Below are 25,108 nucleotides of genomic sequence, written 5' to 3'. Positions count from 1 at the left end.
GCCCCCGGCCGGTAGAATGGCGGCCGCTGTCCACCGCCCGCTCCCGGAGCCCCCATGCCCGTTGAAGCCCAGCCGGTAGCCGCCGTCGTCGACACGACGGGCGCGCCCGGCTATCTCTCCATTCGTGACCTGCGCAAGGAATTCGACGGTTTCGTCGCCGTCGACGACGTCAATCTGGACGTGCGCAAGGGCGAGATCTTTGCCCTGCTCGGTGGCTCCGGCAGTGGCAAGTCGACCCTGCTGCGCTGCCTGGGTGGCTTCGAGACGCCCACCAAGGGCAGCATTACCCTCGATGGCCAGCGCCTGGACGCGCTGCCGCCGTACCAGCGGCCGGTCAACATGATGTTCCAGTCGTATGCCCTGTTCCCGCACATGACGGTCGAGCAGAACATCGCCTTCGGGCTGAAGCAGGATGGCCTCGGCAAGGACGCGATCAGCAAGCGCGTCGGCGAGATGCTGGACCTGGTGCAGATGGGCCATCTGGGCAAGCGCAAGCCGCACCAGCTGTCCGGTGGCCAGCAGCAGCGCGTGGCGCTGGCACGGTCGCTGGCCAAGGGGCCGAAGCTGCTGCTGCTGGATGAGCCGATGGGCGCACTGGACAAGAAGCTGCGCTCGCAGATGCAGCTGGAACTGGTCAGCATCATCGAGTCGTCGGGCGTGACCTGCGTGATGGTCACCCACGACCAGGAAGAAGCGATGACCATGGCCACCCGCATCGCGGTGATGGATGCCGGCTGGATCCAGCAGGTGGGCAAGCCGGACGAGGTCTACGAGCAGCCGGCCAACCGCTTCGTTGCCGAGTTCATCGGTTCGGTCAACCTGTTCGACGGCGTGATCGACGAGGACCTGCCCGAGTACGTGACCGTGCGTTCGCCGCTGTTCCCGGCACCGATCTACATCGCCCATGGCATCACCGGGTATGAAGGGCAGCCGGTCGCGTTCGCGCTGCGCCCGGAGAAGGTGATGATCGGCAAGGACGAGCCGGAAGGGCACACCAACAAGGCGCAGGGCGTGATCGAGGACATCGCCTATTTCGGCAGCCACTCGGTCTACCACGTGCGCCTGCCCAGCGGTGCCAAGGTGCTGGCCAATTTCGCCAACTCGCAGCGCTGGGCCAGCGATGGCCTGACCTGGGGTGACAGCGTGTGGGTGCACTGGCGCGATAACGACGGCGTGGTGCTGACCTCATGAGCGTCGCCGGCCTGAAGCGCTGGCTGCCGGGGCTGCGTGCCACGGTGATCGGCATTCCGTACCTGTGGCTGCTGCTGTTCTTCGCAGTGCCGTTCCTGATCGTGCTGATGATCAGCTTCTCGCTCAGCCGGGTCGGCTCGCCGCCGTACACCTGGCTGCTGCAGTACGCCGACGGCGGTTTCTCGCTGAAGCTGAACCTGGAAAACTACCTGGCGCTGTTCCGTGATTCGATCTATGCACAGGCGTTCCTGAGCTCGATCCGGATCGCGGCCATCTCCACCTTCCTGACCCTGCTGATCGGCTACCCGATGGCCTATGCCATCGCGCGCTTGTCGCCGGCCGCCCGCAACGTGGCGATGATGCTGGTGGTGCTGCCGTCGTGGACCTCGTTCCTGATCCGCGTGTACGCGTGGAAGGCGATCCTGGACCGCAACGGCCTGCTCGACCAGTTCCTGCAGTTCACCGGCCTGCAGGCGCTGATGACCAGCATGGGCCTGCCCAGGCTGCAGCTGATCGACACCCCGACGGCTGCCTACATCGGCATCGTCTACTGCTACCTGCCGTTCATGGTGCTGCCGTTGTACGCCAACCTGGTCAAGCATGACCACCGCCTGCTGGAAGCGGCCTACGACCTCGGTGCCAAGCCGTGGCAGGCGTTCCTGCGCATCACCCTGCCGCTGTCCAGGGCCGGCATCATCGCCGGCTGCATGCTGGTGATGATCCCGGCGGTGGGCGAGTTCGTGATCCCGGAAATGCTGGGTGGCTCGGAGACGCTGATGGTTGGCCGCCAGCTGTGGAACGAGTTCTTCAACAACCGCAACTGGCCGGGCGCCTCGGCGATGGCGGTGGCGATGATCCTGTTGCTGCTGGTGCCGATCCTGCTGTTCAACCGTTCCCAGCAGCGCCTGCTGGAAGGGAAGCAGGCATGAGCCCGCGCACCGCCAAGGGCCTGGGGCTGGGCGTGCTGCTGCTCGGCTTCGCCTTCCTGTACCTGCCGATCCTGCTGTTGATGTTCTATTCGTTCAACAGCTCGCGGCTGGCGATGGTCTGGGCCGGGTTCTCCACCCGGGCCTACAGCGACCTGTTCGCCGACCGTGCACTGATGGATGCGATGTGGACCAGCCTGGTCGTGGCGTTCTGGACCGCCTGTACCGCCACCGTGCTGGGCACGCTTGCGGCAATGGTGATGACCCGCTTCAAGCGTTTCCGTGGCAAGCCGATGTTCGGTGCGCTGGTCACCGCGCCGCTGGTGATGCCGGATGTGATCCTGGGCTTCTCGCTGATGGCGCTGCTGGCCTCGATGGGGGCGATTCCCGGATTCCCGGCGCGTGGCCTGACCACGATCTGGATCGCCCATGTCACCTTCACCCTGTGCTTCGTCACCGTGGTGGTGTCCTCGCGCCTGCAGGAAATGGATCTGTCGCTGGAGGAAGCCGCGATGGACCTGGGTGCCAGCCGGCTGACCGTGTTCGGCCGCATCACCCTGCCGATCATCGCACCGGCGCTGGTGGCCGGCTGGCTGCTGGCCTTCACCCTGTCGCTGGATGACGTGGTGGTGGCCAGCTTCGTCGCCACGCCGGGCTCGACCACGCTGCCGATGAAGGTGTTCGCCTCGGTGCGCATGGGCATCAGCCCGAAGATCAACGCGCTGGCCACGTTGCTGGTGTCGGCGGTGTCGATCGCTGCGGTGATCGGCTGGTACATCAATGCCCGCGCCGAGAAGCGGCGCCAGCGCGACCTGCAGCTGGCGCGGCAGGACAACGGCTGAGCACACGGTTTGTCGACGGAGCCGGCAACATCCGGCTCACGGCCAGCGGCGCACAATGGGGGTCTTCCAGATGGAGATCCCCCATGACCGTCGAGATCATCGACCCGGCCACCGGCCGGGTGACCTACCGCCATGAACTGATGGACGCTGCCGGCATCGAGCAGCGCCTGCAGGCCGCCGCCGATGCGTTCCCCGGCTGGGCCGAGCGCTCGCTGCAGGAACGCGGTGCCATCCTGCGCCAGATCGCGGCCCAGCTGCGCGCGCGCCGCGACGATCTGCAGCAGGCGATGACCCACGAAATGGGCAAGCTCAAGGCCGAAGCGCTGGCCGAGGTCGACAAGTGCGCTGCCGCCTGCGAGTACTACGCCGACCACGCGGCCGACTATCTCAAGCCGCAGCTGATCGACACCGAAGCCCAGCGCAGCTATGTGCGCTACGAGCCGATCGGCTGCGTGTTCGCGGTGATGCCGTGGAATTTCCCGATCTGGCAGGTGTTCCGCTTCCTCGCGCCGGCGTTCATGGCCGGCAACGTGGCCCTGCTCAAGCACGCCAGCAATGTGCCGCAGTGCGCCGACCTGATCCTGTCGGTGTGCCGTGACGGAGGGCTGCCGGACGGCGTGTTCGATGTGCTGCACATCGATAACGACCAGGCCGCCGAGGTGCTGCGCGACGCACGGGTGAAGGCGGTGACCCTGACCGGCAGTGAGCGGGCAGGGCGCTCGATCGCTTCCAATGCCGGCAGCCAGCTGAAGAAGTCGGTGATGGAGCTGGGGGGCAGTGATGCCTTCGTGGTTCTAGACGATGCCGACCTCGACAAGACCGTGGCCGCAGCGGTGAAGTCGCGCTTCGACAACAGTGGGCAGACCTGCATTGCAGCCAAGCGCTTCATCGTGGTCGATGCGGTGGCCGATGAGTTCACCCGACGCTTCGTTGAAGCGGCGGGCCAGCGCCAGTACGGCGATCCCAACGAGCGCGGTACCACGCTGGCGCCGATGGCCCGTGCCGACCTGCGCGACGAACTGCACAAGCAGGTGCAGGCCAGCGTGGCCAGGGGCGCGCGTGTCCTGGTCGGCGGCGAGCCCATTGCCGGCACCCATGCCGGTTATCCGGCCACCGTGCTCGATCAGGTTGGCCCGGGCATGCCGGCGTATGACGAGGAATTGTTCGGCCCTGTAGCCGCAGTGATCCGGGTCAGCGACGAGGCCGAGGCACTGCGCGTGGCCAACGACACCCGCTTCGGCCTGGGTGGCAGCGTGTGGACGCGTGACCCGGTACGTGGCGAAGCCTTCGCGCAGCGCATGGAATGCGGCGCCGCGTTCGTCAACGCCATCGTCAAGAGCGATGCGCGGCTTCCGTTCGGTGGCAGCAAGCAGTCCGGCTTCGGTCGGGAACTGGCTGACCACGGCATCCATGAGTTCATGAACATCAAGACCGTTTACGTGGCTTGATGGATGATCCAATGCGCCACGACCAACGGTCGTGGCCTACCGGTCGGGTGGGTATCGAACGTTGCTCGAGGTCGGTATCGACCGTTGGTCGATACGCCCCTTCAATGCGGTGGGTATCGACCGTTGGTCGATACGCCCGTTCAATGCGGTGGGTATCGACCGTTGGTCGATACGCCCTACAACCATTTCGCGCGCTTGAACAGCCGGTACAGGCCCACGCACACGCCGCCTACGCCGATGATCATCATCGGGTACGACCACGGTTCGCTCAGCTCGGGCATGTGGCTGAAGTTCATGCCGTACCAGCTGGTGATCAGCGTCGGTGCCGCCAGCAGCGCGGCCCATGCGCCGAGGCGCTTGACCGTCTCGCCCTGCGCCAGCGTCACCAGCGACAGGTTCACACTGAGGGCGGTGCCCAGCATCTCGCGCAGGGTGTCGATCACATCGCTGATGCGTACCGCGTGGTCGTGCACGTCGCGGATGTACAGCTTCACTTCGTCCGGAATCAGCTCGCCCTGGTAACGGCGCAGCTGCGCCAGCACGTCCTGCAGCGGTGCCACCGCCATGCGCATCTTGTTCAGTTCGCGCTTGAGCTCGTACAGCCGCACCACGGTGCTGCGCTTGTAGTTCTCGGCGAAGATGTCCTTTTCCAGCAGGTCCAGGGTGTCGCGGAAGCGGTGCACGATCGGCAGGTAGTTGTCGACCACGAAGTCGGCCACCGCGTAGAGGCAGTACGACGGGCCCATCTTCAGCAGTTGAGGCTCACGCTCGACCCGTGCACGCACCGGCGCGTAGGACAGCGAGGCGCCGTGGCGCACCGTCACCAGGAAGCGCGGGCCGAGGAAGGCATGGGTTTCGCCATATTGGATGCGCTCGTCGACCATCTGCGCGGTGGTCACCACCACGAACATCGAATTGCCGTAGGTCTCGACCTTGGGCCGCTGGTGCGCGTTGCGCGCGTCCTCGATGGCCAGGTCGTGCAGGCAGAACTCCTCCTGCAGTTTCAGCAGTACGTCGTCGTTGGGATCGTACAGGCCGACCCAGACGAAGCCATTGCCACTGGCAATGACATCGCTGATGGCATCCAGGCTGATGTCGTGGCGCTTGCCCTCGTCATCGTAGTGGACGCAGTTGATGACGCAGGCGGGGTTGGCCGAAGCAGGGGCGGAAGCGGAGGCGGGCAATGACATGCCCGCCATCGTGCGTCAGTGCCGTGTTTCCGACAAGTGAGGACGGCGGCCCAGTACCCATGCCAGTGCTGCGTGCACGGGCAGCAGCAGCACGATCCACTGCACGTTGTACTGTGCCTGCAGGCTCAGCCAGTGCAGCACCAGCGCCGCCACGGCCTGCACCGCCAGCAGCCACAGCACGACCCTGGACATGCGGCCCGGCACGCGCCGGCGCAGCAGCGAGATCGCACCCGGCAGAAGCAGCACGGCCAGCGGCGAAAGCAGCAGCAGGTTGCGGTTGGCCCAGGCGGCGTAGTGGGTGCTGAAGCCCCACAGGAACACCAGCAGGCTGCCGGCGATGGCGCACAGCAGCCAGAACGGCAGGGCCAGCCCGGCCAGCAGGCGCGGGCGGTGGCGCAGCGCCAGTATGCCGCCGGCAACGATCAGCCCCAGCAGCAGCCACGGCCACCAGCGGCGCGCGAATTCCTTCGGCTCCGGGTCGATGCGGTGCGGCAGCAGTTCCTGTTCGGACTGCACCAGTGGCCGGCCGTCGCTGTTGCGCGCCTGGCGCAGCGCGTCGGCCAGGCGCATCGGTACGAAGGCTTCCTGCCAGCGGGACAGCGGCTGGTCGGCGAACGGACCGAGGCCGACATCGAAGCCCAGCCACATCCAGGGTGCGGGCGAGGCCAGGCGTACCGACTCGCTGCGGTAGGTATTGCCACGCGAGCGCCCCGACAGCTGCGACTGCAGGCCGCCACCCAGCGCCTTGTCCACCGTGTCGCGCACCATCGTGGCGCAGTTGGCGGTGTAGTAGTCGTAGTGGTAGCGCGCGTTTTCGGGCTTGGCCCGCTCGGCCAGGTCGGCGGCCAGTGCACGCGCCTGGTCGGGGCGCAGGTCCAGCCACTGCACGCTGGCGCCACGGCCGGTCTCGTCGTAGTACGACAGGTCCTGCTGGAGCGGCAGCGCCACCAGGTAATACATCATGTCGCCACGTACGAAGCGGCTGATGAAGTCGTCCTCGGATGGATCGAAGTAGCCGAAGTTGTACGAGGTCGCTTCGCCGCTGGCCGGATCGATCACGACGATGGCGTCATGGCCGAAGCGCTCGAAGAACACGGTGCCCGGTTGCATGGTCACCACACCGATGCGCGGGGCCGGGGCCTCGGTCTCGGCGTTGGCGGCAGCGGGCATGGCCGCCGCCGGCTGCGCGAAGGCGGCCAGCGGCAGGGCCATGGCCAGCACGTACAGTGCCAGCCACACCGTCAGGCGCAGTGCCAGGAGGGGGCCGCCGCGCTTCAAGCGTCGTCCTGCGCGTCCGGCGGCAGCACGGTCACGTGGAAGGCCTGCACCCGGCGCGCATCGGCGCGGGCCACGCGGAACATGAAGCGGTCCAGCGCCAGCTCATCGCCGACTTCCGGCAGATGGCCCACGGCCTCGGTGACCAGGCCACCGATGGTGTCGTAGTCCTCGTCGGAGAATGTCGCGCCGAAACGCTCGTTGAAGTCGCCGATCGGGGTCAGCGCGTCGACCACGTACTGGCCGTCGGACTGGATGGCGATCTGCGCCGACGGATCCTCGGCTTCGTCATGCTCGTCATCGATCTCGCCGACGATCTGTTCCAGCACGTCCTCGATGGTGACCAGGCCGGCGACACCGCCGTACTCATCGACCACGATGGCCATGTGGTTGCGTGACAGGCGGAACTCCTTCAGCAGCACGTTGAGCTTCTTCGCCTCGGGGATCAGCACCGCCGGGCGCAGCAGTTCGCGCACGTTGGCCGGGCCGTTGTCGGCGACCACGCCGCGCAGCAGGTCCTTGGCCAGCAGAATGCCAAGGATGTCGTCCTTGTTCTCGCCGTGCACCGGGAAGCGCGAATGGCCGGATTCGACCACCTGCTTCATCAGTTCCAGGAAGGGCGCTTCGACCGGCAGCGAGACCATCTGCGAGCGCGAGATCATCACGTCGCCCACGGTCAGCTCGGCCACCGAAATGGCGCCTTCCATCATCTTCAGGGTATCGGCGGCGATCAGGCCCTCTTCCTGCGCGGTGTGCAGGACAGCGACCAGCTCGTCGCGGGTATGGGGTTCGCCGGAGAAGGCGGAAGTCAGGCGTTCAAGCCAGCCGCGCTTCTTTTCACTGGGCTCCTGTGCGGAGCTACTACTGTCGTCTTCTGACATCTCTGGAAAAAGGGCACCCGGCAAGCCGGGCGTTGGCCCAAGTCTAGCAGGATGTGGCGGCCTGTCAGTGACCGTCGCTGCCCGGTCCGGTGATCGGCGGCGGGGCCAGTTCAGGCCGGGCGGGCGCTTCTTCTTCGGGCAGGTCCAGGCTGTAGGTGCAGCCGGCCAGGGTTTTGCCGGGATGGGAGGCCACGGTGGAGACGCTGAGGATGATCGACTCGATCTGGGCCTCGCCGGTCTTCGGGTCGGTCACGTCGCGGCTGACCAGCTCGCGGCCGGCCATGAACTTGCCATCCTGGTCGTAGCCGGTCTCCAGCCCCAGCTGCCTGGCCAGCGGCCGTGGGTCGGCCTGGTCGAGGATCGCCATGACGCTGGAGCCGGCCACGGCAACCCGCTCGGTGCGGGCACCGAACACGCTGATCGGCTGCGCCAGCCGGTACTCGCTCATGAACTGGTTGCCCTGCGGCAGCGGCTGCAGGCCCTGGGCAACGGCCTTCAGTGGATCAGCCAGCAGGGGTGCCAGCGCGGCCTGCTCGGCCACGCCCTGGCGGCATTCGATCAGGGCCGGCAGGTCCAGGGCAGCGGCCGGGGCAGACGCGGCGAGCAGCAGGGGCAGGGCAATACGCAGCAGCACGAAGAGGTTTCCGTTGTAGCGCCGAGCCCGTGCTCGGCTGCATTTCGGGCAGGTTTGCGGGGGCGATGCATTGCAGCCGGGCGTGGGCTCGGCTCTGCAGCCCTCAGCGCTCGCCGGCGTAGGGATCGGCGATGCCGAGCTCGGCCAGGATCTCGCGCTCCAGCTGTTCCATCGCGTCGGCTTCCTTGTCGTCCTCGTGGTCCCAGCCGAGCAGGTGCAGCACGCCGTGCACGGTCAGGTGCGCGTAGTGGGCGTTGAGCGCCTTGCCCTGTTCATCGGCCTCCCGGGCCACCACCGGTGCGCAGATCACCAGGTCGCCCAGCAGCGGGAACTTGACGCCCTTGGGCAGGCCTTCGGGCACTTCGGCCGGGAAGCTGAGCACGTTGGTGGCGTAGTCCTTGCCACGGTAATGGCGGTTCAGCGACTGTCCTTCCTTGGCATCGACCACGCGGATGGCCAGGTCGGCCTCGCGGATGCGGCCTTTCAGCGCAGCGGCCACCCACTTGCGGAAACTCACCGCCGCCGGCAGGCCGGTACGCGGCAGCGCATAACTGACGGCGACGTCCAGTCGCACGGGACCACGGGTCATGGAGTTGCTCCAGGTTGGATCTGATGCAGGTCGCGACGGTCGTAGGCGCTGACGATGCGCGCCACCAGCGGATGACGGACCACGTCGCGGGATTCGAAGAAGGTGAAGCTGACACCCTCGACCTCGCGCAGCACGTCGATGGCATCGCGCAGGCCGGACTTCACATGCTTGGGCAGGTCGGTCTGGGTCAGGTCGCCGGTGACCACTGCGGTGGAGCCGTAGCCCAGGCGGGTCAGGAACATCTTCATCTGCTCGATGGTGGTGTTCTGTGCTTCGTCCAGGATCACGAAGGCATCGTTGAGCGTGCGGCCGCGCATGTAGGCCAGCGGTGCGATCTCGATGACATTCTTCTCCAGCAGCTTGACCACCTTCTCCACGCCCATCATCTCGTACAGGGCGTCGTACAGCGGTCGCAGGTAGGGATCGACCTTCTGGCTCAGGTCGCCGGGCAGGAAGCCCAGCTTCTCGCCGGCTTCCACCGCCGGGCGCACCAGGATCAGGCGCTGCACCCGCGATTCGTTCAGTGCTTCGACTGCGCTGGCCACAGCCAGGAAGGTCTTGCCGGTACCGGCCGGGCCGATGCCGAAGTTGATGTCATGCGTGGCGATCTGGTGCAGGTAGCGGCCCTGGTTGGCACCGCGGCCGCGCACGGTTCCGCGCCTGACCTTGATCGCCACCTCCTGCGCTTCGTAGGAGCGTTCGGCGATCTGCTCGACGTTGGCCTGCGCCAGGCGCAGGTGGATGGCATGGTTGTCGAAAACGGTCTCGCCGGCTTCGGCGTACAGTGCTTCAACCAGCTTCTGCGCTTCCACAATCGCCTCGCCGGGCCCGCTGATGCGGAACACGAAGCCGCGATTGGCGATCTCCACACCGAGCTTCAGCTCGATCTGGCGCAGGTGGCCATCGAAGGGGCCGCACAGGTTGGCCAGTCGCTCGTTGTCTTCCGGCGACAGGGTGAAGTCTCGATGCTCGATGCTTTTCATTGCTCTGGGTGGGGCGGGTTCGCCGTCCACCGCGATGGACTCGGGATGACAAGGTTACGCGCGTGCCGGGCATGCGGCCAGCGCGCGCATCGGAACAGTGTGGCGCCAGGCGGTTTTCCACACCGGGTGTGGACCGCCGTTGCGGAAAGCTGTGGATAGTCCTTCGCAGCGCTTGTGCCACAAGGAAGATGATGCCGTGGTGAAAATATGGCCAGGCGTGAAAGGGTTCTCCACATGCGATGTGGACGGTGTTGCAGCGAACCTGTGGATAGGTGGTGCGGAGCCTTGTGGCATGGGCCTCGCTGCTGCGTGGTGAAAAAATCGTCAGGGCTGATCGGGATCATTGCGGGTGCACAGGGCGCATGGCACCGTGACGCCGTCGCAGGAGGGGATGGCATGGGCATCGGCAACGGGATGCGTGGAATCGGATTGGCGGGCATCGGCCTGTTGGCGGGGTGCGGGCAGTCAACGCCGACTGCGCTGGGCACGCTGGAGTGGGACCGGATCACGGTGCCGGCACCGGCGGCCGAAGTGATCGCCACGGTAGAGGTGCGTGAGGGCCAGCAGGTCAAGGCCGGAGCGGTGTTGATGCAGCTCGACCCGGCCCGCGGTGACGCGCAGTTCGCCGCAGCGCAGGCCGACACGGTGCGCGCGCAGGCTCAGCTGGAAGAGCTGAAGATCGGCCCGCGACAGGAACAGATCGCGCAGGCCCAGGCACAGCTGGCCGCGTTGCGCGCGCAGTCGTCCGAAGCCAGTGCCTACTACCGGCGGGTGCAGCCGCTGGCGCGCCAGCGCCTGATCGCCGCCGCCGAGCTGGACCGCGCACGGGCTGCCGCCGGCAATGCCGAGGCCAGCGTGCGGGCCGCCGAGCAGGCCTGGCTGGAGCTGGTGCATGGCAGCCGCGCGCAGGACATCGCCCAGGGCCAGGCGGCGGCCGACGCCGCACAGGCGCAGCAGGTGGTGCAGGGGGTCAACCTGCAGAAGCTGCAATTGCGCGCGCCGCGCGATGGCGTGGTCGATGCCTTGCCCTACCGGCAGGGTGACCAGGCGCCGATCGGGGCGCCACTGGCGGTGATGCTGGTCGGCGAACGCCCCTATGCGCGCGTCTACCTGCCGCAGCCGCTGCGCCTGCAGGTCAAGGTCGGGCAGGCTGCGCAGATACAGCTGGAAGGGGGCAGTGCCGTGCTGAAGGGACATGTGCGCGCGATCCGCAGCGAACCTTCATTCACCCCGTACTACGCACTGACGGGCGACGACGTCGAGCGCCTGAGCTACCTCGCCGAGATCGAAGTGGACACGGCCACCGACATGCAGAAGCTTCCGGCCGGGCTGCCGGTGCGGGTGCGCTTCTGAACGCCGGCGACGACATCGCGGTGCATGCCCAGGGCCTGACCCGTCGCTTCGGCGGCCTGGTCGCCGTGGACAATGTCGACCTGACCGTGCCGCGCGGGCAGGTGTATGGCTTCCTGGGCCCCAATGGATCCGGAAAGTCGACCACCATCCGCATGCTGTGCGGCCTGCTGGAACCCAGCGCGGGGCAGATCGAGGTACTGGGCCTGGCGGTACCGGAGCAGGCCGAGGCATTGCGCCGGCGCATCGGCTACATGACCCAGCGCTTCTCGTTGTATGAAGACCTGTCGGTACGCGAAAACCTGGAGTTCCTCGCCGCCATCCAGGACCTGCCGCGTGCGCAGGCCGGGCAGCGGGTGGACGCCTTGCTGCAGCAGTACCGTCTGCAGGACCGGCAGCCGCAGCTGGCCGGCACGCTCAGTGGAGGGCAGAAGCAGCGCCTCGCCCTGGCGGGCGCTGTCGTGCACGCGCCCGAGCTCCTGTTCCTGGACGAGCCGACCAGCGCGGTCGATCCGGAATCGCGCCGCGATTTCTGGGAGGCCCTGTTCGAGCTGGCCGACGCAGGAACCACGGTGCTGGTGTCGACCCACTACATGGACGAAGCCGAGCGCTGCCATCGGTTGGCGATACTCGATCGTGGCGCGCTGGTGGCCGATGGCACGCCAGCTGAGCTCTGCGCACGATTGGAAGGGCGTACGCTGCAGGTCACCGCGTCGCAGCCGCGCCTGGCCAGCCGCGCACTGGCCGATCTGCCCGGCGTGCTCAGCGTGGCGCAGATCGGCACCCATCTGCGCGTGCTGTGCAATGAGGGAGCGGCAGATGTCGCCGTGCTGGGCCGTGCGCTGGCCGGCGCTGATCCGCAGGCCCGCATCGAGACGGTGGCGCCGAACCTGGAAGACGTGTTCGTGGCCGCCACCCGTGGCCGCGGCCGGGAGCCGGCGGCATGAACCTGCGCCGGCTGTGGGCGATCATGCTCAAGGAGCTGCGGCAGCTGCGCCGCGACCGCATCACGCTGGCGATGATCGTCGGCATCCCGGTGATGCAGCTGTTGCTGTTCGGGTATGCGATCAACCTCAACCTGCGCCATCTCGATGCGGGTATCGCCGACCAGGCCAACAGCGCCGCCTCGCGCGCGCTGGTGCAGGACATGGTGGCCACCGGCGTGATCACGCCGCGCAGCGAGGCCTACACGCCGGACCAGCTGATGCAGGCGCTGCGCCGTGGTGAGATCAGTGTCGGCATCGTGGTACCGGCCGACTTCGAGCGTCGCCGCTTCGATGGTCGCGAGGCGGTGCAGGTGCTGGTCGATGGCAGCGACACCGTGGTGCAGAGCGCGGCGATCCAGCTGGCGCAGGTGCCGTTGGATACGCGCCCGACCAGCAACACGCGGCCGCTGCGCGAGGGCAGCATCGCCAGTGGTCCGGTCAGTGTGATCAGCTTCTACAACCCGCAGCGGCGCTCGGCAGTGAACATCGTGCCGGGCCTGATCGGGGTGATCCTGACCATGACCCTGGTGATGTTCACGGCGGTGGCGGTGGTGCGGGAACGCGAGCGCGGCAACATGGAGCTGCTCATCGCCACGCCGGTGTCGCGCAGTGAACTGATGGTCGGCAAGGTGCTGCCCTATGCAGCCATCGGCCTGCTGCAGACCACGCTGGTGCTGGTGCTGGGTACCTGGCTGTTCCAGGTGCCGATCCGCGGCAGCCTGCTGGACATCTACCTGGCCGCGGTACTGCTGGTGCTGGCCAACCTGGCGCTGGGCCTGCTGATTTCCACGCGCGCGCGCTCGCAGTTCCAGGCGATGCAGATGACCCTGTTCCTGTTCCTGCCGTCGATCCTGCTGTCGGGCTTCATGTTCCCGTTCGCCGGCATGCCGAGGCCGGTGCAGTGGCTGGCCGAGGTGCTGCCACTGACCCACTTCCTGCGCCTGGTGCGCGGCATCATGCTGCGCGGCGCCTCGCTGTGGGAGTTGTGGTCGGATGCGCTGGCGCTGCTGGCCTTCATCGTGGTGATGATGACCCTGGCGATCCTGCGCTTCCGCAAGCGGCTGGATTAGTGAATGCCGACCAACGGTCGGCATCTACCAATGAATGCCGACCAACGGTCGGCATCTACCCCGGTGGGCGCCGACCGTTGGCCGGCATCTATCCCGGTGGGTGCCGACCGTTGGTCGGCATCTATCCCGGTGGGTGCCGACCGTTGGTCGGCATCTATCCCGGTGGGTGCCGACCGTTGGCCGGCATCTATCCCGGTGGGTGCCGACCGTTGGCCGGCATCTACCCCGGTGGGTGCCGACCGTTGGTCGGCACACCCCATCCTTACTCCGCCACCACCCGCGCGCGCAGCGAATTGGTCAGTGCTTCGGTGATCACCACGTCCACGAACTGGCCGATCAGACGTGCCGGCGCCGGGAAGTTCACCGACCGCATGTTCTCGGTCTTGCCGGTCAGTTCGTTCGGGTTCTTGCGCGAGGGCCCTTCCACCAGCACGGTCTGCACGGTGCCGACCATCCTTTCGGAGATGCCGGCGGCATGGGCGTTGATGCGTTCCTGCAGGCGCGACAGGCGTGCGTGCTTCTCGGCATCGCTGATCGTGTCCTCCAGGTCCGCGGCCGGGGTGCCCGGGCGACGCGAATAGATGAAGGAGAAGCTGTGGTCGAAGCCGATGTCCTCGATCAGCTTCATGGTCTTCTCGAAGTCGGCATAGGTCTCGCCGGGGAAACCGACGATGAAATCCGAGCTGATCGAGATGTCCGGGCGCACCGCGCGCAGCTTGCGGATCTTCGACTTGAATTCCAGCGCGGTGTAGCCGCGCTTCATCGCCGACAGCACGCGGTCGCTGCCGGCCTGTACCGGCAGGTGCAGGAAGTTGGCCAGCTGCGGCACATCGCGGAACGCATCGATCAGCGAATCGCTGAACTCCAGCGGATGCGAAGTGGTGAAGCGGATGCGGCCCACGCCGTCGATCTCGGCGATGGTGCGGATCAGCAGGCCGAGGTCGGCGAATTCGCCATCACCATACGGGCCGCGGTAGGCATTGACGTTCTGGCCGAGCAGGTTGATTTCGCGCACGCCCTGCGCGGCCAGTTGCGCCACTTCCACCACCACGTCCTCGAAGGGGCGGCTGACTTCGGTGCCGCGGGTGTAGGGCACCACGCAGAACGAGCAGTACTTCGAGCAGCCTTCCATGATCGACACGAACGCCGAGGCACCGTCGGCGCGCGGCTCGGGCAGGCGGTCGAACTTCTCGATCTCGGGGAAGCTGATGTCCACCTGCGGGCGCTTCTGCTCGCGCCGTGCGCGGATCAGTTCCGGCAGGCGGTGCAGGGTCTGCGGGCCGAACACCAGGTCCACGAACGGCGCGCGCTTGATGATTGCCTCGCCTTCCTGCGAGGCGACGCAGCCGCCCACGCCGATGATGACTTCACGGCCCTTGTTCTTCAGGCCCTTCCACACGCCCAGCTGGCTGAACACCTTCTCCTGCGCCTTCTCGCGGATGGAGCAGGTGTTGACCAGGATGACGTCGGCGTCGTCCGGGCTGTCGGTCAGTTCCAGGCCATCGCTGGCGGCAAGCACGTCGGCCATCTTGGCCGAGTCGTACTCGTTCATCTGGCAACCGTGGGTCTTGATGTACAGCTTGCCCTTGACCTGGTCGGGCTTGCGCGGACCAGCGGGCAGGGCAACGAGCGGGGTACCGCCCGGCGTGGCGGGCGGAAAGACGTCTGGCGTCCCGGTCATGGCGCTTAATCCATTCGGGTGGCGGGAAAGCGGGCAATTCTACCCGCATCCCGTGCCGCCCGCCGCGCCCCAGTGGCGCCGGGCCCGCGCTCGGCTGGTTTCAGTAGAGCCAGGCCATGCCTGGCTGCGTTCTGTCCCCTGGGCGCGGCGGACAGGTCCATCCACGCATGGCGTGGACCTACTGAAACCCGCTTACGCCGCCGCCAGCTCCGCGTCGATCTGCCGCGAACGATCAAACGCGGTCATCGCACTCATCCGTGCGATGTAGGCCGCCGTCGCCGGCGCCGGCTGCACCAGGCCGAACTCGCTGGTCCATTTCAGCGCATTGCCCCACAGCACATCCGCGGCGCTCATGACCTCGCCGAGCAGGTACGGCCCCCGTTCCAGCTGGGCCTCGATCACCTGCAGCACGGTCTCGGCATCGTTGTAGGGCGACATCAGGCGCGGCGGCGGCTCGCGGTGCATGGCCTTGTCGATCATCGCCGGCTCGAAACAGGCGCCGTAGAAGGCCATCCAGCGCAGGTAGGGCCCGCGCAGGGCGTCGCCGATCGGCGGTGCCAGCCCGGCTTCCGGATAGAGGTCGGCCAGGTACAGGTAGATCGCCACCTGCTCGGTCACCAGCGCGCCGTTGTGCACGATCGCCGGCACCTTGCCCATCGGGTTGATGGCCAGGTAGGCCGGGGCCAGGTTGGCGCCGGCCTTCAGGTCCAGCACCTGCATGCGGTAGTCGGCACCCAGCGCTTCGAGCAGGGCCACGGCGCCGCTCGAGCGGGAACGGGCGGCGTGGTACAGGGTGATCTGGCGGGACGTCATGGCATTGCTCCTTGCGGTGGGTGGTGAACTGGACGCCATCCTGGGGCACTATTGCGGACGACTTCTGTCCTCGATCTTTCATGCGCCATACCGCCCATCGACTGCTGCGCCTGATCGCCCTGCTGCAGGCCCGCCGCCAGTGGTCCGGCGCTGAACTGGCCGAGCGGATGGGCGTGGACCGGCGCAGCATCCGCCGTGATATCGAGCGCCTGCGCGAACTGGGCTATCCGGTGCAGGCCTCGTCGGGAGTGGGGGGCGGCTACCAGTTGGGGGCAGGGGCACCGGTACTGCCGATGCTGCTGGACGAGGAGGAGGCGACCACCCTGGCCATCGCCCTGCGCGCGGCCTCGGCCACCGTTGCCGGTATCGATGACACCGCCCGTGGCCTGTTGTCCAAGCTCGACCCGCTGGTGCCGACCCGTCGCCGCCAGCAGGCCGGCGAAGTGCATGCCGCGACGGCCACCCTGTCCGACCTGCCATCCACCGACGCACGCCTGCTCGGACGGCTGGCCCAGCACTGCCGGCAGGCGTCACGGCTGGCCTTCGAATACCGCAGCGCGCAGGAGGCGGTGACCCAGCGCGAGGTCGAGGCGCAGCACCTGGTCAACTACGGGCGGCGCTGGTACCTGCTGGCCTGGGACCTGGGGCGGCAGGACTGGCGCACCCTGCGCGTGGACCGGATGGGTGCGGTGCGTGAATGCTCCGAGCCGGGCATGCATCGCCGCACGCCCGCACCGCCGGATGTGATGGTGCGGCAGGCGGTCAGCCAGGCCCCGTTCGCGCTGCAGGCCATCGTCCGCCTGGCCGGCAGCCGCGCCGAGCTGGAAGGCCGCATCCCGCCGTGGTGTGGTGTGCTGGAGGCTGATGGCCCCGACCATTGCCTGCTGCGCATGGGCGCCGAGAGCCGCGGCATGATGCTGGCGCAGATCCTCAGCCTGGACCGGGTGCCGGTGGCGTTGTGGACCACGCCGCCGGGCCTGCGTGGCGAACTGGCCCAGCGCCTGGCCGGATTGGGCCAGGTGCTGGCTGTGCCGCCGGTCACAGGCTGAGCCGCGTCGCTTGGCAAGCCCCGGCGAAGCTGGGACACTCGCCGGCATGAAGGGGATACTGGGGACAACGGCGATCATCATCGCTGCGCTGACCGCTGCGCCGGCCAGCGCGGGCACCCTGTTCAAGTGCCAGGGCGCCGACGGGGTCACCAGCTATGTCAGCAAGCGCGTGGCCGGGGCCCGCTGCAGTGCCATCAGCTACAGTCGCGACATCCGCCCTGCGCCGCGCCCGGTCGTGGCCGCGCCGAAGCCGGCGCCGACCACCGTGGCCAGCATCGAGCGCAACCCGGTGGCGGTGGCGGCCAGCGCTGCGGCACCGGCAGCTGTGCTCCCATCGGCACCGGCACCCGCCGCCGTACCCACGCCGCCGGTCGCCTCGCGCAGTGGGCGCATGGTCAGCGGCCAGGTCTATTCCTTCATGAAGGATGGCGTACGCCACTACACCAGTGCGCGGCCGACCCAGGTGGCCAACCTCGGCCCGGTGCGTACCATCCGCTACAGTTTCATGGAGCGCTGCTACGCCTGCGGCGTCAACCCGCGCGTGGACTTCGGTTCGGTGCGCTTGAACACCACCGCGTTCCAGACCGAGATCACCTCGGCCGCGCGCGAGTTCGGCGTCGATGAAGCCGTGGTGCGCGCCATCATCCACGCCGAGTCGGCCTACAACCCGACCGCGCTCAGCCGTGCCGGCGCGCAGGGCCTGATGCAGCTGATGCCGCCAACCGCGGCCCGCTTCGGGGTCAGTGATTCCTACGATGCCGGGCAGAACATCCGCGGTGGCGTGCAGTATCTTGCGTGGCTGCTGAAGCGCTTCAATGGCGACCTGACCCTGGCGGCGGCCGGCTACAACGCTGGCGAAGGCGCGGTCGACCGCCACGGTGGCGTGCCGCCCTACAGCGAGACCCAGTACTACGTGCGCCGGGTCGGGCAGCTGGCCGAGCGTTACCGCACCGCCCTGAGTCACCAGTAGGTGCCGGTGACTGCCGGTGGTGGGTGCCGACCGTTGGTCGGCACACCCTTGAACGGGTAGGTGCCGACTGTTAGTCGGCACGCCTTTGAAAGAGTTGTTGCAATGCGTTGTGTGGCGCGCGACGGTTCCGCTACACTCGCCCATGATTCAATGCGGCTCTGGCCCCCACCGGATCCGCTGGCAGCCTTAAAGCTACCTAATCAATATCGGAGTGCCGGATGGCCAACGATGGGGTACACGATCCAGTCAACACCGGACGTCGGCGTTTTCTTTCAGCCACCACTGCTGTGGTGGGCGCCGTCGGCGTCGGATTCACCGCTGTTCCTTTCATCAAATCCTGGAACCCCAGTGCGCGTGCCAAACTTGCCGGCGCGCCGGTGGTGGCCGACATCAGCGCCCTGCAGGAAGGCCAACGCCTGATCGTGGAATGGCGTGGCCAGCCGATCTGGATCGTCAAGCGGTCCAAGGCGATCCTGGATGCGCTGCACGGGCTGGATGGCCGCCTCAAGGATCCCGAGTCCGGCGAGAAGGACCAGCAGCCGGACTATGTGCTGAAGCAGAACCCCGAGCTGCGCTCGATCAAACCGGACATCTCCGTGCTGGTCGGCCTGTGCACGCATCTGGGCTGCTCGCCGGAAATGGTCGCCGAGATCCGGCCCGAACCCTATGACCCGCAGTGGAAGGGCGGCTACTTCTGCCCCTGCCACAAGTCGCGCTTCGACATGTCCGGCCGCGTCTTCAAGGACGTGCCGGCGCCGATCAACCTGAAGGTGCCCGCGCACCACTACCAGGACGACAACACCATCATCATCGGTGTCGATCCGCAGGGGGCTGCCTGATGTCCAATATCCTCAGCCGTACCGCCAGCGGCGTGGCCGACTGGGTCAATGCCCGCGCGCCGGGCCTGATGCCGGTCTACCGCAAGCACGTCACCGAGTACTACGCGCCGAAGAACTTCAACATCTGGTACTACTTCGGTTCGCTGGCACTGCTGGTGCTGGTCAACCAGATCGTCACCGGCATCTTCCTGACGATGCACTACAAGACCAACGCCGCCGAGGCGTTCGGCTCCATCGAATACATCATGCGTGATGTGGAGTGGGGCTGGCTGATCCGCTACATGCACTCCACCGGTGCCTCGCTGTTCTTCATCGTGGTCTACCTGCACATGTTCCGCGGCCTGTTGTACGGCAGCTACCAGAAGCCGCGCGAGCTGGTCTGGATCCTGGGCATGCTGATCTACCTGGTGCTGATGGCCGAAGCCTTCATGGGCTACGTGCTGCCGTGGGGCCAGATGTCGTTCTGGGGCGCCAAGGTGATCATCTCGCTGTTCGGTGCGATACCGGTGATCGGCAACGGCCTGACCGAATGGATCATGGGCGACTACCTGCCCAGTGACGCCACGCTCAACCGGTTCTTCGCACTGCACGTCATCGCACTGCCCCTGGTGCTGCTGTTGCTGGTGGTGCTGCACCTGGGCGCGCTGCACGAAGTGGGGTCGAACAACCCGGATGGCGTGGAGATCAAGAAGGGGCCGAAGGGCAACCGCTGGTCGCCGAACGCGCCGGCCGACGGCATTCCGTTCCACCCGTACTACACGCTCAAGGATGGCGTCGGCGCCGGCTTCCTGCTGATCATTGCCGCCTTCATCATCTTCTTCGCACCGGGCTTCGGCGGCCTGTTCCTGGAGCACGACAACTTCACCGAGGCCAACCGCCTGGTGACGCCGGAGCACATCAAGCCGGTCTGGTACTACACGCCTTACTACGCGATGTTGCGCGTGGTGCCGAACAAGCTCGGTGGCGTGCTGGTGATGTTCTCGGCCATTGCGATCCTGTTCCTGGTGCCGTGGCTGGACAAGGCCAGGGTGAAGTCGGTGCGCTACCGCGGCTGGATCTCGAAGGTGATGCTGGGCGTGCTGGCGGTGTGCTTCGTGTGGCTGGGCGTGATTGGTTCCGGCCCGGGCACCGACGTGCATGAGACCTACATCGGGCGGGTGCTGACCTTCCTGTACTTCGCGTTCTTCATCACCATGCCGCTATGGACAAGGTTGGACAAGACCAAGCCGGTACCGGAGAGGGTGACCACGCATGACTGAGCGCTGGATGGTCCGGCTGGCCCTGGCGGCCACCCTGATGCTGGGCAGTTTCCTGGCCTCCGCCGCCGAGGGCGGCACCAAGCTGCTGCAGGCCGGCAACGACCTCGGTGACCGCGCGTCGCTGCAGCGCGGCGCGCAGCTGTACATGAACTACTGCTCCGGCTGTCATGCGCTGAAGTACCTGCGCTATTCGCGGATGGCGCAGGACCTGGGCCTGACCGAAGAAGAGGTGATGAACAACCTCAACTTCACCGGCTCGGCGATCGGCGACCCGATCCCGGTGGCGATGCCCAAGGAGAACGCCGAGAAGTGGTTCGGCAAGATGCCGCCGGACCTGAGCCTGATCGCGCGGGTACGAGGCAGCGACTGGGTCTACACCTATCTCAAGTCGTTCTACCTGGACACCAGCCGGCCACTGGGCTGGAACAACGCATTGTTTGCCAATGCTTCCATGCCCAACCCGCTGTGGGAGATGCAGGGCCTGCAGCATGCCGTGCATGGCAAGCCCGAAGCACCGGGCATGGACCCGCCGGTGACCGGCCTGCGCATTGAAACGCCCGGTTCGGTGGATGCCGGGCAGTACGACCAGGCGGTGCGGGACATCACCAACTTCCTTGAATACGCCGGCGAACCGGCCGCACTCAAGCGCCAGCAGCTGGGCGTGTGGGTGATCCTGTTCCTGGCCCTGCTGACCTTCCTGCTGTACCTGTTGAAGAAGGAATACTGGAAGGACGTTCACTGATTCTGCCGCCGGCCATCGCACGGGCCTATTGGCTTTTGTGATGGTCGGTTGCACACTCGGGGAGTAGTCGATCGCTGGCACGGTGCCGGCGGCGCCGATGCGGCAGGCGGTCTCCTGTCGTGGGAGAGCCTTTGATGGCGGCGAGCGTACGCATGCGCAATACACTGACGCTGTTTTCCTCGAACGACGACGTACTGTGCCACCGTGTACGCCTGGTCCTGGCGGCCAAGGGCGTTACCTTCGACTTCGTACCGGTCGATCCGCAGAACCCGCCTGAAGACCTGATCGATCTCAATCCGTACCATTCGGTACCGACCCTGGTCGAGCGCGAGCTGGTGCTGTACGCCGCCTCGGTGGTCAGTGAATACCTGGATGAGCGCTATCCGCACCCGCCGCTGATGCCGGTCGATCCGCTGTCGCGTGCGCGCATCCGCCTGGCGATGCTGCGCATCGAGCACGACTGGGTGCCGCAGGTGCAGGCCATCCAGCTGGGCAACAAGACCCAGGCCGAGGCTGGGCGCAAGCGGCTGAAGGAACTGCTGACCGCCTCGCTGCCGCTGTTCAAGGCCAGCAAGTTCTTCCTCAACCCGGAAATGAGCCTGGCCGACTGCGCGATGGCGCCGATCATCTGGCGCCTGCAGTCGCTGGATGTGCCGCTGCCGAAGGATGGCAAGGCGATCGAGGACTATGGCAACCGTATCTTCCGCCATCCGGGTTTTGTCCGCAGCCTGACCGACCAGGAAAGGAAACTGCGCGACCTGCCGGTCTGATCCGGCCGTGGTTTACCCGTCTGCACGCCTACCCGCGTGCAGGCGATCCGCCCCGGCAGGGCGCCGGGCGCGTACACTTCACGCATGACCGAAGACTACTTCCACATGACCAGCCACCGCCCGTACCTGCTGCGGGCGCTGGTGGAATGGATCAACGACAACCAGCTGACCCCGCACATCCTGGTCGACGCCGGCGTCCCCGGCGTGCAGGTCCCGCCTTCGGCGGTCAAGGATGGCCGGGTCGTGCTCAACATCGCCGAACGCGCCGTCGTGCGGCTGATGATCGACAACGAGATGGTGAGCTTCTCGGCCCGCTTCTCCGGAACCAGCTACCCGGTGCAGGTGCCGATCAGTGCCGTGCTGGCTGTCTACGCCCGCGAGACCGGGCAGGGCATGGCGCTGCCGGATGACATTCCGGGCAGCGAAACCGCACCGGCCAGCGACGAACTACTGCATGAGGACGGCACGCCGCCGGACGATACGCCGCCGGCCAGTCCGCCGCCCAAGGGCCGCCCGAACCTGCGCGTGGTCAAATAACGATAGGTGCCGACCGTTGGTGGTCGGCACGCTTTCAGGCACCCAGGGGTGCCGACCGTTGGTCGGCACGCCCTTGGCCCTTACACATCCTCGGCATCGTCCACATCCGGCCGGATCTGGCTGATCCGCGCCGCACCGGGGCCGGTGAACGAGATCAGCTGGTCGCCACGCAGCACCATGCGACCCACATGGCGATCGATGCCATCGTAGGAATACTCGAACTTGAAGGTGCGCTCGAAACCGAGCCGGCCATCTTCGCCGCGCGACAGGCGCAGGCCGGTGGCGTGCACCGCCTGGTCCAGCCATTGCACATCGGCGGCGCGGCAGGCGTTGCGGCCCAGCTCAACGGCGCGCTCTGCGGCCGAGCGTGCGGCGTTCCAGAAGAAATAGATGATTCCGCCGGCAATCAGCAACAGCAGCAGGGTAGGCATGGCGTCAGCCGTCAGAGGTCGATCCCGCAAAGATGGCGGTGATCCTGCGGTAGATCAAGCATGCTGATGGGTTCGTACCTGCCGGATTCCACGCGGGAGGGGGGCAAAGCGATCACCGTGACCTCCAGAGCGGAGTTGACGCCATCGACTCTCGATCAGGTATGCATTTGCAGGCAGCATCAGTACTTTCCTCTCTTGGGGCGGGCGTCCTATGCGGGCATTCATCTGGCTGGTGTTGGGTGTTCTGATTCCGGCGAGTGGCCTGGCAAGGGGCGTGCACGATCCCTCTCAGGTCTGGCCCGGATACCGGGAGGCACAATCAGCACAACCGCTGGTGTATCACCTGCTCGGTAGTACGGACTTCGACGGCGGACAGCGGCGCAGCTTCATCCTGCAGTCGCAGCAATGGCCGCATGCCACTGGGAGTGCATCCTGGCGGCATCGGGTCGAACTGCTGCAGCCCGATGTACCCCAGCCAGGTCCGGCCTTGCTGGTCATCAACAATGGCGTGATCCATGGCTCCGACGGCAAGCCACCCCGTGCCCCGGACGATCTGCCGATGGATGTTCTGGAAACCCTGGTGCGTACGCTGGGCATGGCTGTTGTTTCCATCGCCGATGTGCCGTCGCAGGCGATATCGCTGCCAGGCGACGGCAGGTTGCGCGTGGAGGATGATCTGGCCGCCGCCACCTGGCGGCGCTACCTGGATGAGCCGGCGACGCACGCACACTGGCCATTGCATGTGCCCATGGCCGAAGCGGCCATTCGAGCGTTGGACCTGGCGGACCAGGAACTGCCGGCGGATCTGCGCCCGTCCTACATCGCGACCGGTGCCTCCAAGCGGGCCTGGGCCAGTTGGCTGTTGCCACTGGTTGACGAGCGGATCAGCCACCTTGCACCGTTCGCGATCGACATGCACTGGCAGGCATTGCTCCCGCATATCCGGCAGATCCATGCAGGGCGCTGGCCGATCGCGCTGCGTCCCTACTTCGAGCATGGCATCACCGGGATGATCGGTGATGATGCATTCGCCGGATTGATGGAGATCGTCGATCCCTACACCTATCTGGTCGGACCGCTTGCCACGCGCCTGGCGCTGCCGAAGCTGCTGGTGAATGCCAGTGGCGATGACTTCTTCCCGCCCGATGCTGCGCGGTTCTACCTGGATGCACTGCCGGGGCAGACTACGCTGCGCGTCGCACCCAACAGCGACCACGGTGGGATCCGTCGCTTTGTGCTGGAGTCGCTGGCCCCTGCGCTGCATCGCTGGCGCAGAGGCGGTGCGTTGCCGCAGGTGCAGGCGCACTGGCAGGCAGACCAGGGGGTACTGCAGGTACGGGGGCTTGAAAGCGAGCGGCCACAACGTGCGGTGATGTGGCAGGCACACAATGCACGAGGGCGTGATTTCCGCCATGCCTGCGGAATTGACTATGTGGCACGCCCGCTTTCACTGGGCGACAGCCAGGTGCTGGAGGTGGGCCTGGAGGTTCCGGCACAGGGATGGACTGCCACATTCGTGGAGCTCCACTATGCCGATGGACTGGTCGCGACCACGCCGGTGCAGGTGCTGCCGCAGGATCGCTTCCCACTGCAGCCTCCAGCTGAAGGTGCGGGTGCCTGCCGGTTGGTGCCGGAAGTGTCACTCAGCGGACCGGCGACGGAACCTGCGACGGAACCGGCTGCGGGGAGTCGGGGGGCGCGGAAAGCGGGGGAGGCGGCATGGGCGGCGCGCTCGGTGTTGGCGCGGTCGCGGTCAGTTGCAGCAGGGCCGCCCAGTCCTGGCGGTTGAAGCTGCATTCGTCCTCGCGCCCCGGCGTGCAGCTGGGGTCGATGCCGGTGCTGTTGCGTTCGCGCGCTGGTGGCAGCTTGATCAATCCGGTGCGGTCCAGCGGCAGCAGCCGCATCGCCACCGTGTTCATCACATTGCCACCCACGAGGTACAGGGTCTGGTCGCCGCCGAGATTGGCGGCGACCACCACTTCGCAATGTGATTTCCAGTGGCCCACCGATCCATTGCCCAGCGCCTGCACCAGCCCGTTGTAGCTGAGCGTGCTGCTGCGGTCGCGCAGGAAGCACAGCAGATCGCCTGGTGCGGGTTTGGCCGTGGCCGGGTCGACCAGCCGGTAAGGCACGCCCGAGGGGCCGCCTTGGTACGCCGCACGGATGTAGTCGATGTGCCTCGGCGACGTGTTGAAGCCGGGAACGCGGGCCTGCACCATCACCCAGGAAATGAAAGCGGCCGACCACGGGTTGTCGACCAGGAAGGCGCGGCAGTCGCTGTCGGTGTAGCGCGTGCCCAGCGGTGCCAGGCAGCTGCTGGCGCCGGCGATGCTGCCCATCGCGTTGAGCGTGCCGCTGTTGCGCCAGTAGCCGGCCACGCGCTGCCAGGCGATCAGCCCGTTGTCGGCCAGGTGATCGCTTTCGGCTTCGGTGACGCTGAGGCTGGCGGCGCGGCCATCGCGATCGATGAAGGGGCGGAACCACAGCCGGTGCTCGTTGCAGGCGGTATTGCGGATGGCCACCGCCAATGGGCTCAGGCCGAAGCGGGGCGGTACATCGCAGGCTTCAGCGGCTGCGGCGGACAGGGGGGCTGCCGCGAGCAGCAGCCAGGCAGGCAAGAGCATCCGGCGCATGCGCGGCTCCTGTGGGGGA

At 66.8% G+C, this 25,108-nt stretch carries 24 protein-coding genes and 1 pseudogene; 15 read left to right on the top strand and 10 right to left on the bottom strand.

Annotated elements, in window-relative coordinates; translation table 11 throughout:
- Nucleotides 1-54: 54 nt before the first annotated feature.
- The 4 genes from B9Y64_RS00690 to B9Y64_RS00675 all read left to right on the top strand — a co-directional run bounded on the left by B9Y64_RS00690 (nt 55) and on the right by B9Y64_RS00675 (nt 4,407).
- Nucleotides 55-1,191, top strand: coding sequence for an ABC transporter ATP-binding protein (locus B9Y64_RS00690; protein ID WP_010486163.1), 1,137 nt, complete (start codon nt 55-57; stop codon nt 1,189-1,191).
- Nucleotides 1,188-2,120 carry an ABC transporter permease subunit gene (locus B9Y64_RS00685; protein ID WP_100439087.1) on the top strand — a complete coding sequence of 311 codons (933 nt, stop codon included), beginning with the start codon at nt 1,188-1,190 and terminating at the stop codon, nt 2,118-2,120. The genes B9Y64_RS00690 and B9Y64_RS00685 overlap by 4 nt, the downstream gene beginning before the upstream one ends.
- A complete protein-coding gene (locus tag B9Y64_RS00680) occupies nt 2,117-2,959 on the top strand; it encodes an ABC transporter permease subunit (RefSeq protein ID WP_100439086.1) in 843 nt (280 codons plus the stop codon). The genes B9Y64_RS00685 and B9Y64_RS00680 overlap by 4 nt, the downstream gene beginning before the upstream one ends.
- An 83-nt stretch (nt 2,960-3,042) precedes the next feature.
- Nucleotides 3,043-4,407: an NAD-dependent succinate-semialdehyde dehydrogenase gene (locus tag B9Y64_RS00675; protein ID WP_100439085.1), complete on the top strand. Its 1,365-nt coding sequence runs from the start codon at nt 3,043-3,045 to the stop codon at nt 4,405-4,407.
- A gap of 176 nt (nt 4,408-4,583) precedes the next feature.
- On the opposite strand, the gene B9Y64_RS00670 is transcribed toward B9Y64_RS00675, so the two are convergent.
- The 6 genes from B9Y64_RS00670 to B9Y64_RS00645 all read right to left on the bottom strand — a co-directional run bounded on the left by B9Y64_RS00670 (nt 4,584) and on the right by B9Y64_RS00645 (nt 9,959).
- Nucleotides 4,584-5,606, bottom strand: a complete 1,023-nt coding sequence (locus B9Y64_RS00670; RefSeq protein ID WP_100439084.1) for a magnesium and cobalt transport protein CorA — start codon at nt 5,604-5,606, stop codon at nt 4,584-4,586.
- Nucleotides 5,607-5,612: 6 nt separating this feature from the next.
- Nucleotides 5,613-6,809, bottom strand: a complete 1,197-nt coding sequence (locus B9Y64_RS00665; protein WP_100439870.1) for a DUF4105 domain-containing protein — start codon at nt 6,807-6,809, stop codon at nt 5,613-5,615.
- A 62-nt stretch (nt 6,810-6,871) separates the two neighbouring features.
- The gene (locus B9Y64_RS00660; RefSeq protein ID WP_014036584.1) at nt 6,872-7,753 is read right to left on the bottom strand and encodes an HlyC/CorC family transporter; all 882 of its coding nucleotides are present in this window, start codon (nt 7,751-7,753) and stop codon (nt 6,872-6,874) included.
- A 64-nt stretch (nt 7,754-7,817) separates the two neighbouring features.
- On the bottom strand, nt 7,818-8,384 hold the full coding sequence (locus tag B9Y64_RS00655; protein WP_100439869.1) for a hypothetical protein: 567 nt from the start codon (nt 8,382-8,384) through the stop codon (nt 7,818-7,820).
- A gap of 106 nt (nt 8,385-8,490) precedes the next feature.
- On the bottom strand, nt 8,491-8,976 hold the full coding sequence (gene ybeY, locus B9Y64_RS00650; RefSeq protein WP_014036587.1) for an rRNA maturation RNase YbeY: 486 nt from the start codon (nt 8,974-8,976) through the stop codon (nt 8,491-8,493).
- Nucleotides 8,973-9,959 carry a PhoH family protein gene (locus B9Y64_RS00645; protein WP_100439083.1) on the bottom strand — a complete coding sequence of 329 codons (987 nt, stop codon included), beginning with the start codon at nt 9,957-9,959 and terminating at the stop codon, nt 8,973-8,975. Before B9Y64_RS00645 ends, ybeY begins: the two co-directional genes overlap by 4 nt.
- A gap of 396 nt (nt 9,960-10,355) precedes the next feature.
- Here B9Y64_RS00645 and B9Y64_RS00640 point away from each other — a divergent pair, with 396 nt between their 5' ends.
- The 3 genes from B9Y64_RS00640 to B9Y64_RS00630 are packed head-to-tail and all read left to right on the top strand — an operon-like array spanning nt 10,356 to nt 13,365.
- Nucleotides 10,356-11,312: an HlyD family secretion protein gene (locus B9Y64_RS00640; RefSeq protein ID WP_100439082.1), complete on the top strand. Its 957-nt coding sequence runs from the start codon at nt 10,356-10,358 to the stop codon at nt 11,310-11,312.
- Between the two features lie 20 nt (nt 11,313-11,332).
- On the top strand, nt 11,333-12,256 hold the full coding sequence (locus tag B9Y64_RS00635) for an ABC transporter ATP-binding protein (RefSeq protein WP_100439081.1): 924 nt from the start codon (nt 11,333-11,335) through the stop codon (nt 12,254-12,256).
- A complete protein-coding gene (locus B9Y64_RS00630; RefSeq protein ID WP_100439080.1) occupies nt 12,253-13,365 on the top strand; it encodes an ABC transporter permease in 1,113 nt (370 codons plus the stop codon). Before B9Y64_RS00635 ends, B9Y64_RS00630 begins: the two co-directional genes overlap by 4 nt.
- 262 nt (nt 13,366-13,627) lie before the next feature.
- Here the strand turns inward: B9Y64_RS00630 and miaB are convergent, their stop codons facing one another.
- On the bottom strand, nt 13,628-15,046 hold the full coding sequence (gene miaB, locus B9Y64_RS00625) for a tRNA (N6-isopentenyl adenosine(37)-C2)-methylthiotransferase MiaB (RefSeq protein ID WP_100439079.1): 1,419 nt from the start codon (nt 15,044-15,046) through the stop codon (nt 13,628-13,630).
- Between the two features lie 192 nt (nt 15,047-15,238).
- Nucleotides 15,239-15,859, bottom strand: a complete 621-nt coding sequence (locus B9Y64_RS00620; RefSeq protein WP_100439078.1) for a glutathione S-transferase family protein — start codon at nt 15,857-15,859, stop codon at nt 15,239-15,241.
- Nucleotides 15,860-15,939: 80 nt separating this feature from the next.
- Between B9Y64_RS00620 and B9Y64_RS00615 the strand changes: the two genes are divergently transcribed.
- The 7 genes from B9Y64_RS00615 to B9Y64_RS00585 all read left to right on the top strand — a co-directional run bounded on the left by B9Y64_RS00615 (nt 15,940) and on the right by B9Y64_RS00585 (nt 22,025).
- Nucleotides 15,940-16,908, top strand: a complete 969-nt coding sequence (locus B9Y64_RS00615) for a helix-turn-helix transcriptional regulator (protein ID WP_100439077.1) — start codon at nt 15,940-15,942, stop codon at nt 16,906-16,908.
- Nucleotides 16,909-16,954: 46 nt separating this feature from the next.
- On the top strand, nt 16,955-17,878 hold the full coding sequence (locus B9Y64_RS00610) for a lytic transglycosylase domain-containing protein (RefSeq protein WP_100439076.1): 924 nt from the start codon (nt 16,955-16,957) through the stop codon (nt 17,876-17,878).
- 218 nt (nt 17,879-18,096) lie between these two features.
- The gene (gene petA, locus B9Y64_RS00605) at nt 18,097-18,717 is read left to right on the top strand and encodes a ubiquinol-cytochrome c reductase iron-sulfur subunit (protein WP_004151998.1); all 621 of its coding nucleotides are present in this window, start codon (nt 18,097-18,099) and stop codon (nt 18,715-18,717) included.
- Nucleotides 18,717-19,976, top strand: coding sequence for a cytochrome b (locus tag B9Y64_RS00600; protein ID WP_100439075.1), 1,260 nt, complete (start codon nt 18,717-18,719; stop codon nt 19,974-19,976). The genes petA and B9Y64_RS00600 overlap by 1 nt, the downstream gene beginning before the upstream one ends.
- Nucleotides 19,969-20,718, top strand: coding sequence for a cytochrome c1 (locus B9Y64_RS00595; RefSeq protein WP_100439074.1), 750 nt, complete (start codon nt 19,969-19,971; stop codon nt 20,716-20,718). Before B9Y64_RS00600 ends, B9Y64_RS00595 begins: the two co-directional genes overlap by 8 nt.
- Nucleotides 20,719-20,852: 134 nt before the next feature.
- On the top strand, nt 20,853-21,488 hold the full coding sequence (locus B9Y64_RS00590) for a glutathione S-transferase N-terminal domain-containing protein (RefSeq protein WP_076739106.1): 636 nt from the start codon (nt 20,853-20,855) through the stop codon (nt 21,486-21,488).
- Nucleotides 21,489-21,572: 84 nt separating this feature from the next.
- Entirely contained in the window at nt 21,573-22,025 is a 453-nt protein-coding gene (locus B9Y64_RS00585; protein ID WP_100439073.1) for a ClpXP protease specificity-enhancing factor, read from the top strand.
- Between the two features lie 80 nt (nt 22,026-22,105).
- On the opposite strand, the gene B9Y64_RS00580 is transcribed toward B9Y64_RS00585, so the two are convergent.
- The gene (locus B9Y64_RS00580) at nt 22,106-22,456 is read right to left on the bottom strand and encodes a DUF3301 domain-containing protein (RefSeq protein ID WP_049436544.1); all 351 of its coding nucleotides are present in this window, start codon (nt 22,454-22,456) and stop codon (nt 22,106-22,108) included.
- Between the two features lie 211 nt (nt 22,457-22,667).
- On the opposite strand from B9Y64_RS00580, the pseudogene B9Y64_RS22200 reads away from it, so the two are divergent.
- Nucleotides 22,668-23,807 (top strand): annotated as a pseudogene (locus B9Y64_RS22200) (PhoPQ-activated protein PqaA family protein); the annotation flags it as partial.
- Nucleotides 23,808-24,099: 292 nt separating this feature from the next.
- Here B9Y64_RS22200 and B9Y64_RS00570 read toward each other — a convergent pair.
- Nucleotides 24,100-25,089 (bottom strand): DUF2272 domain-containing protein, encoded by a 990-nt coding sequence (locus B9Y64_RS00570; RefSeq protein WP_100439071.1) that lies wholly within the window; start codon nt 25,087-25,089, stop codon nt 24,100-24,102.
- Between the last annotated feature and the right edge of the window lie 19 nt (nt 25,090-25,108).

The organism is Stenotrophomonas maltophilia, from assembly GCF_002799245.1.
GTDB classification, from domain to species: domain Bacteria; phylum Pseudomonadota; class Gammaproteobacteria; order Xanthomonadales; family Xanthomonadaceae; genus Stenotrophomonas; species Stenotrophomonas maltophilia_S.
The sequence above is the reverse complement of the archived record's forward strand: the minus strand, read 5'-3'. Positions and strand labels throughout refer to the sequence as shown.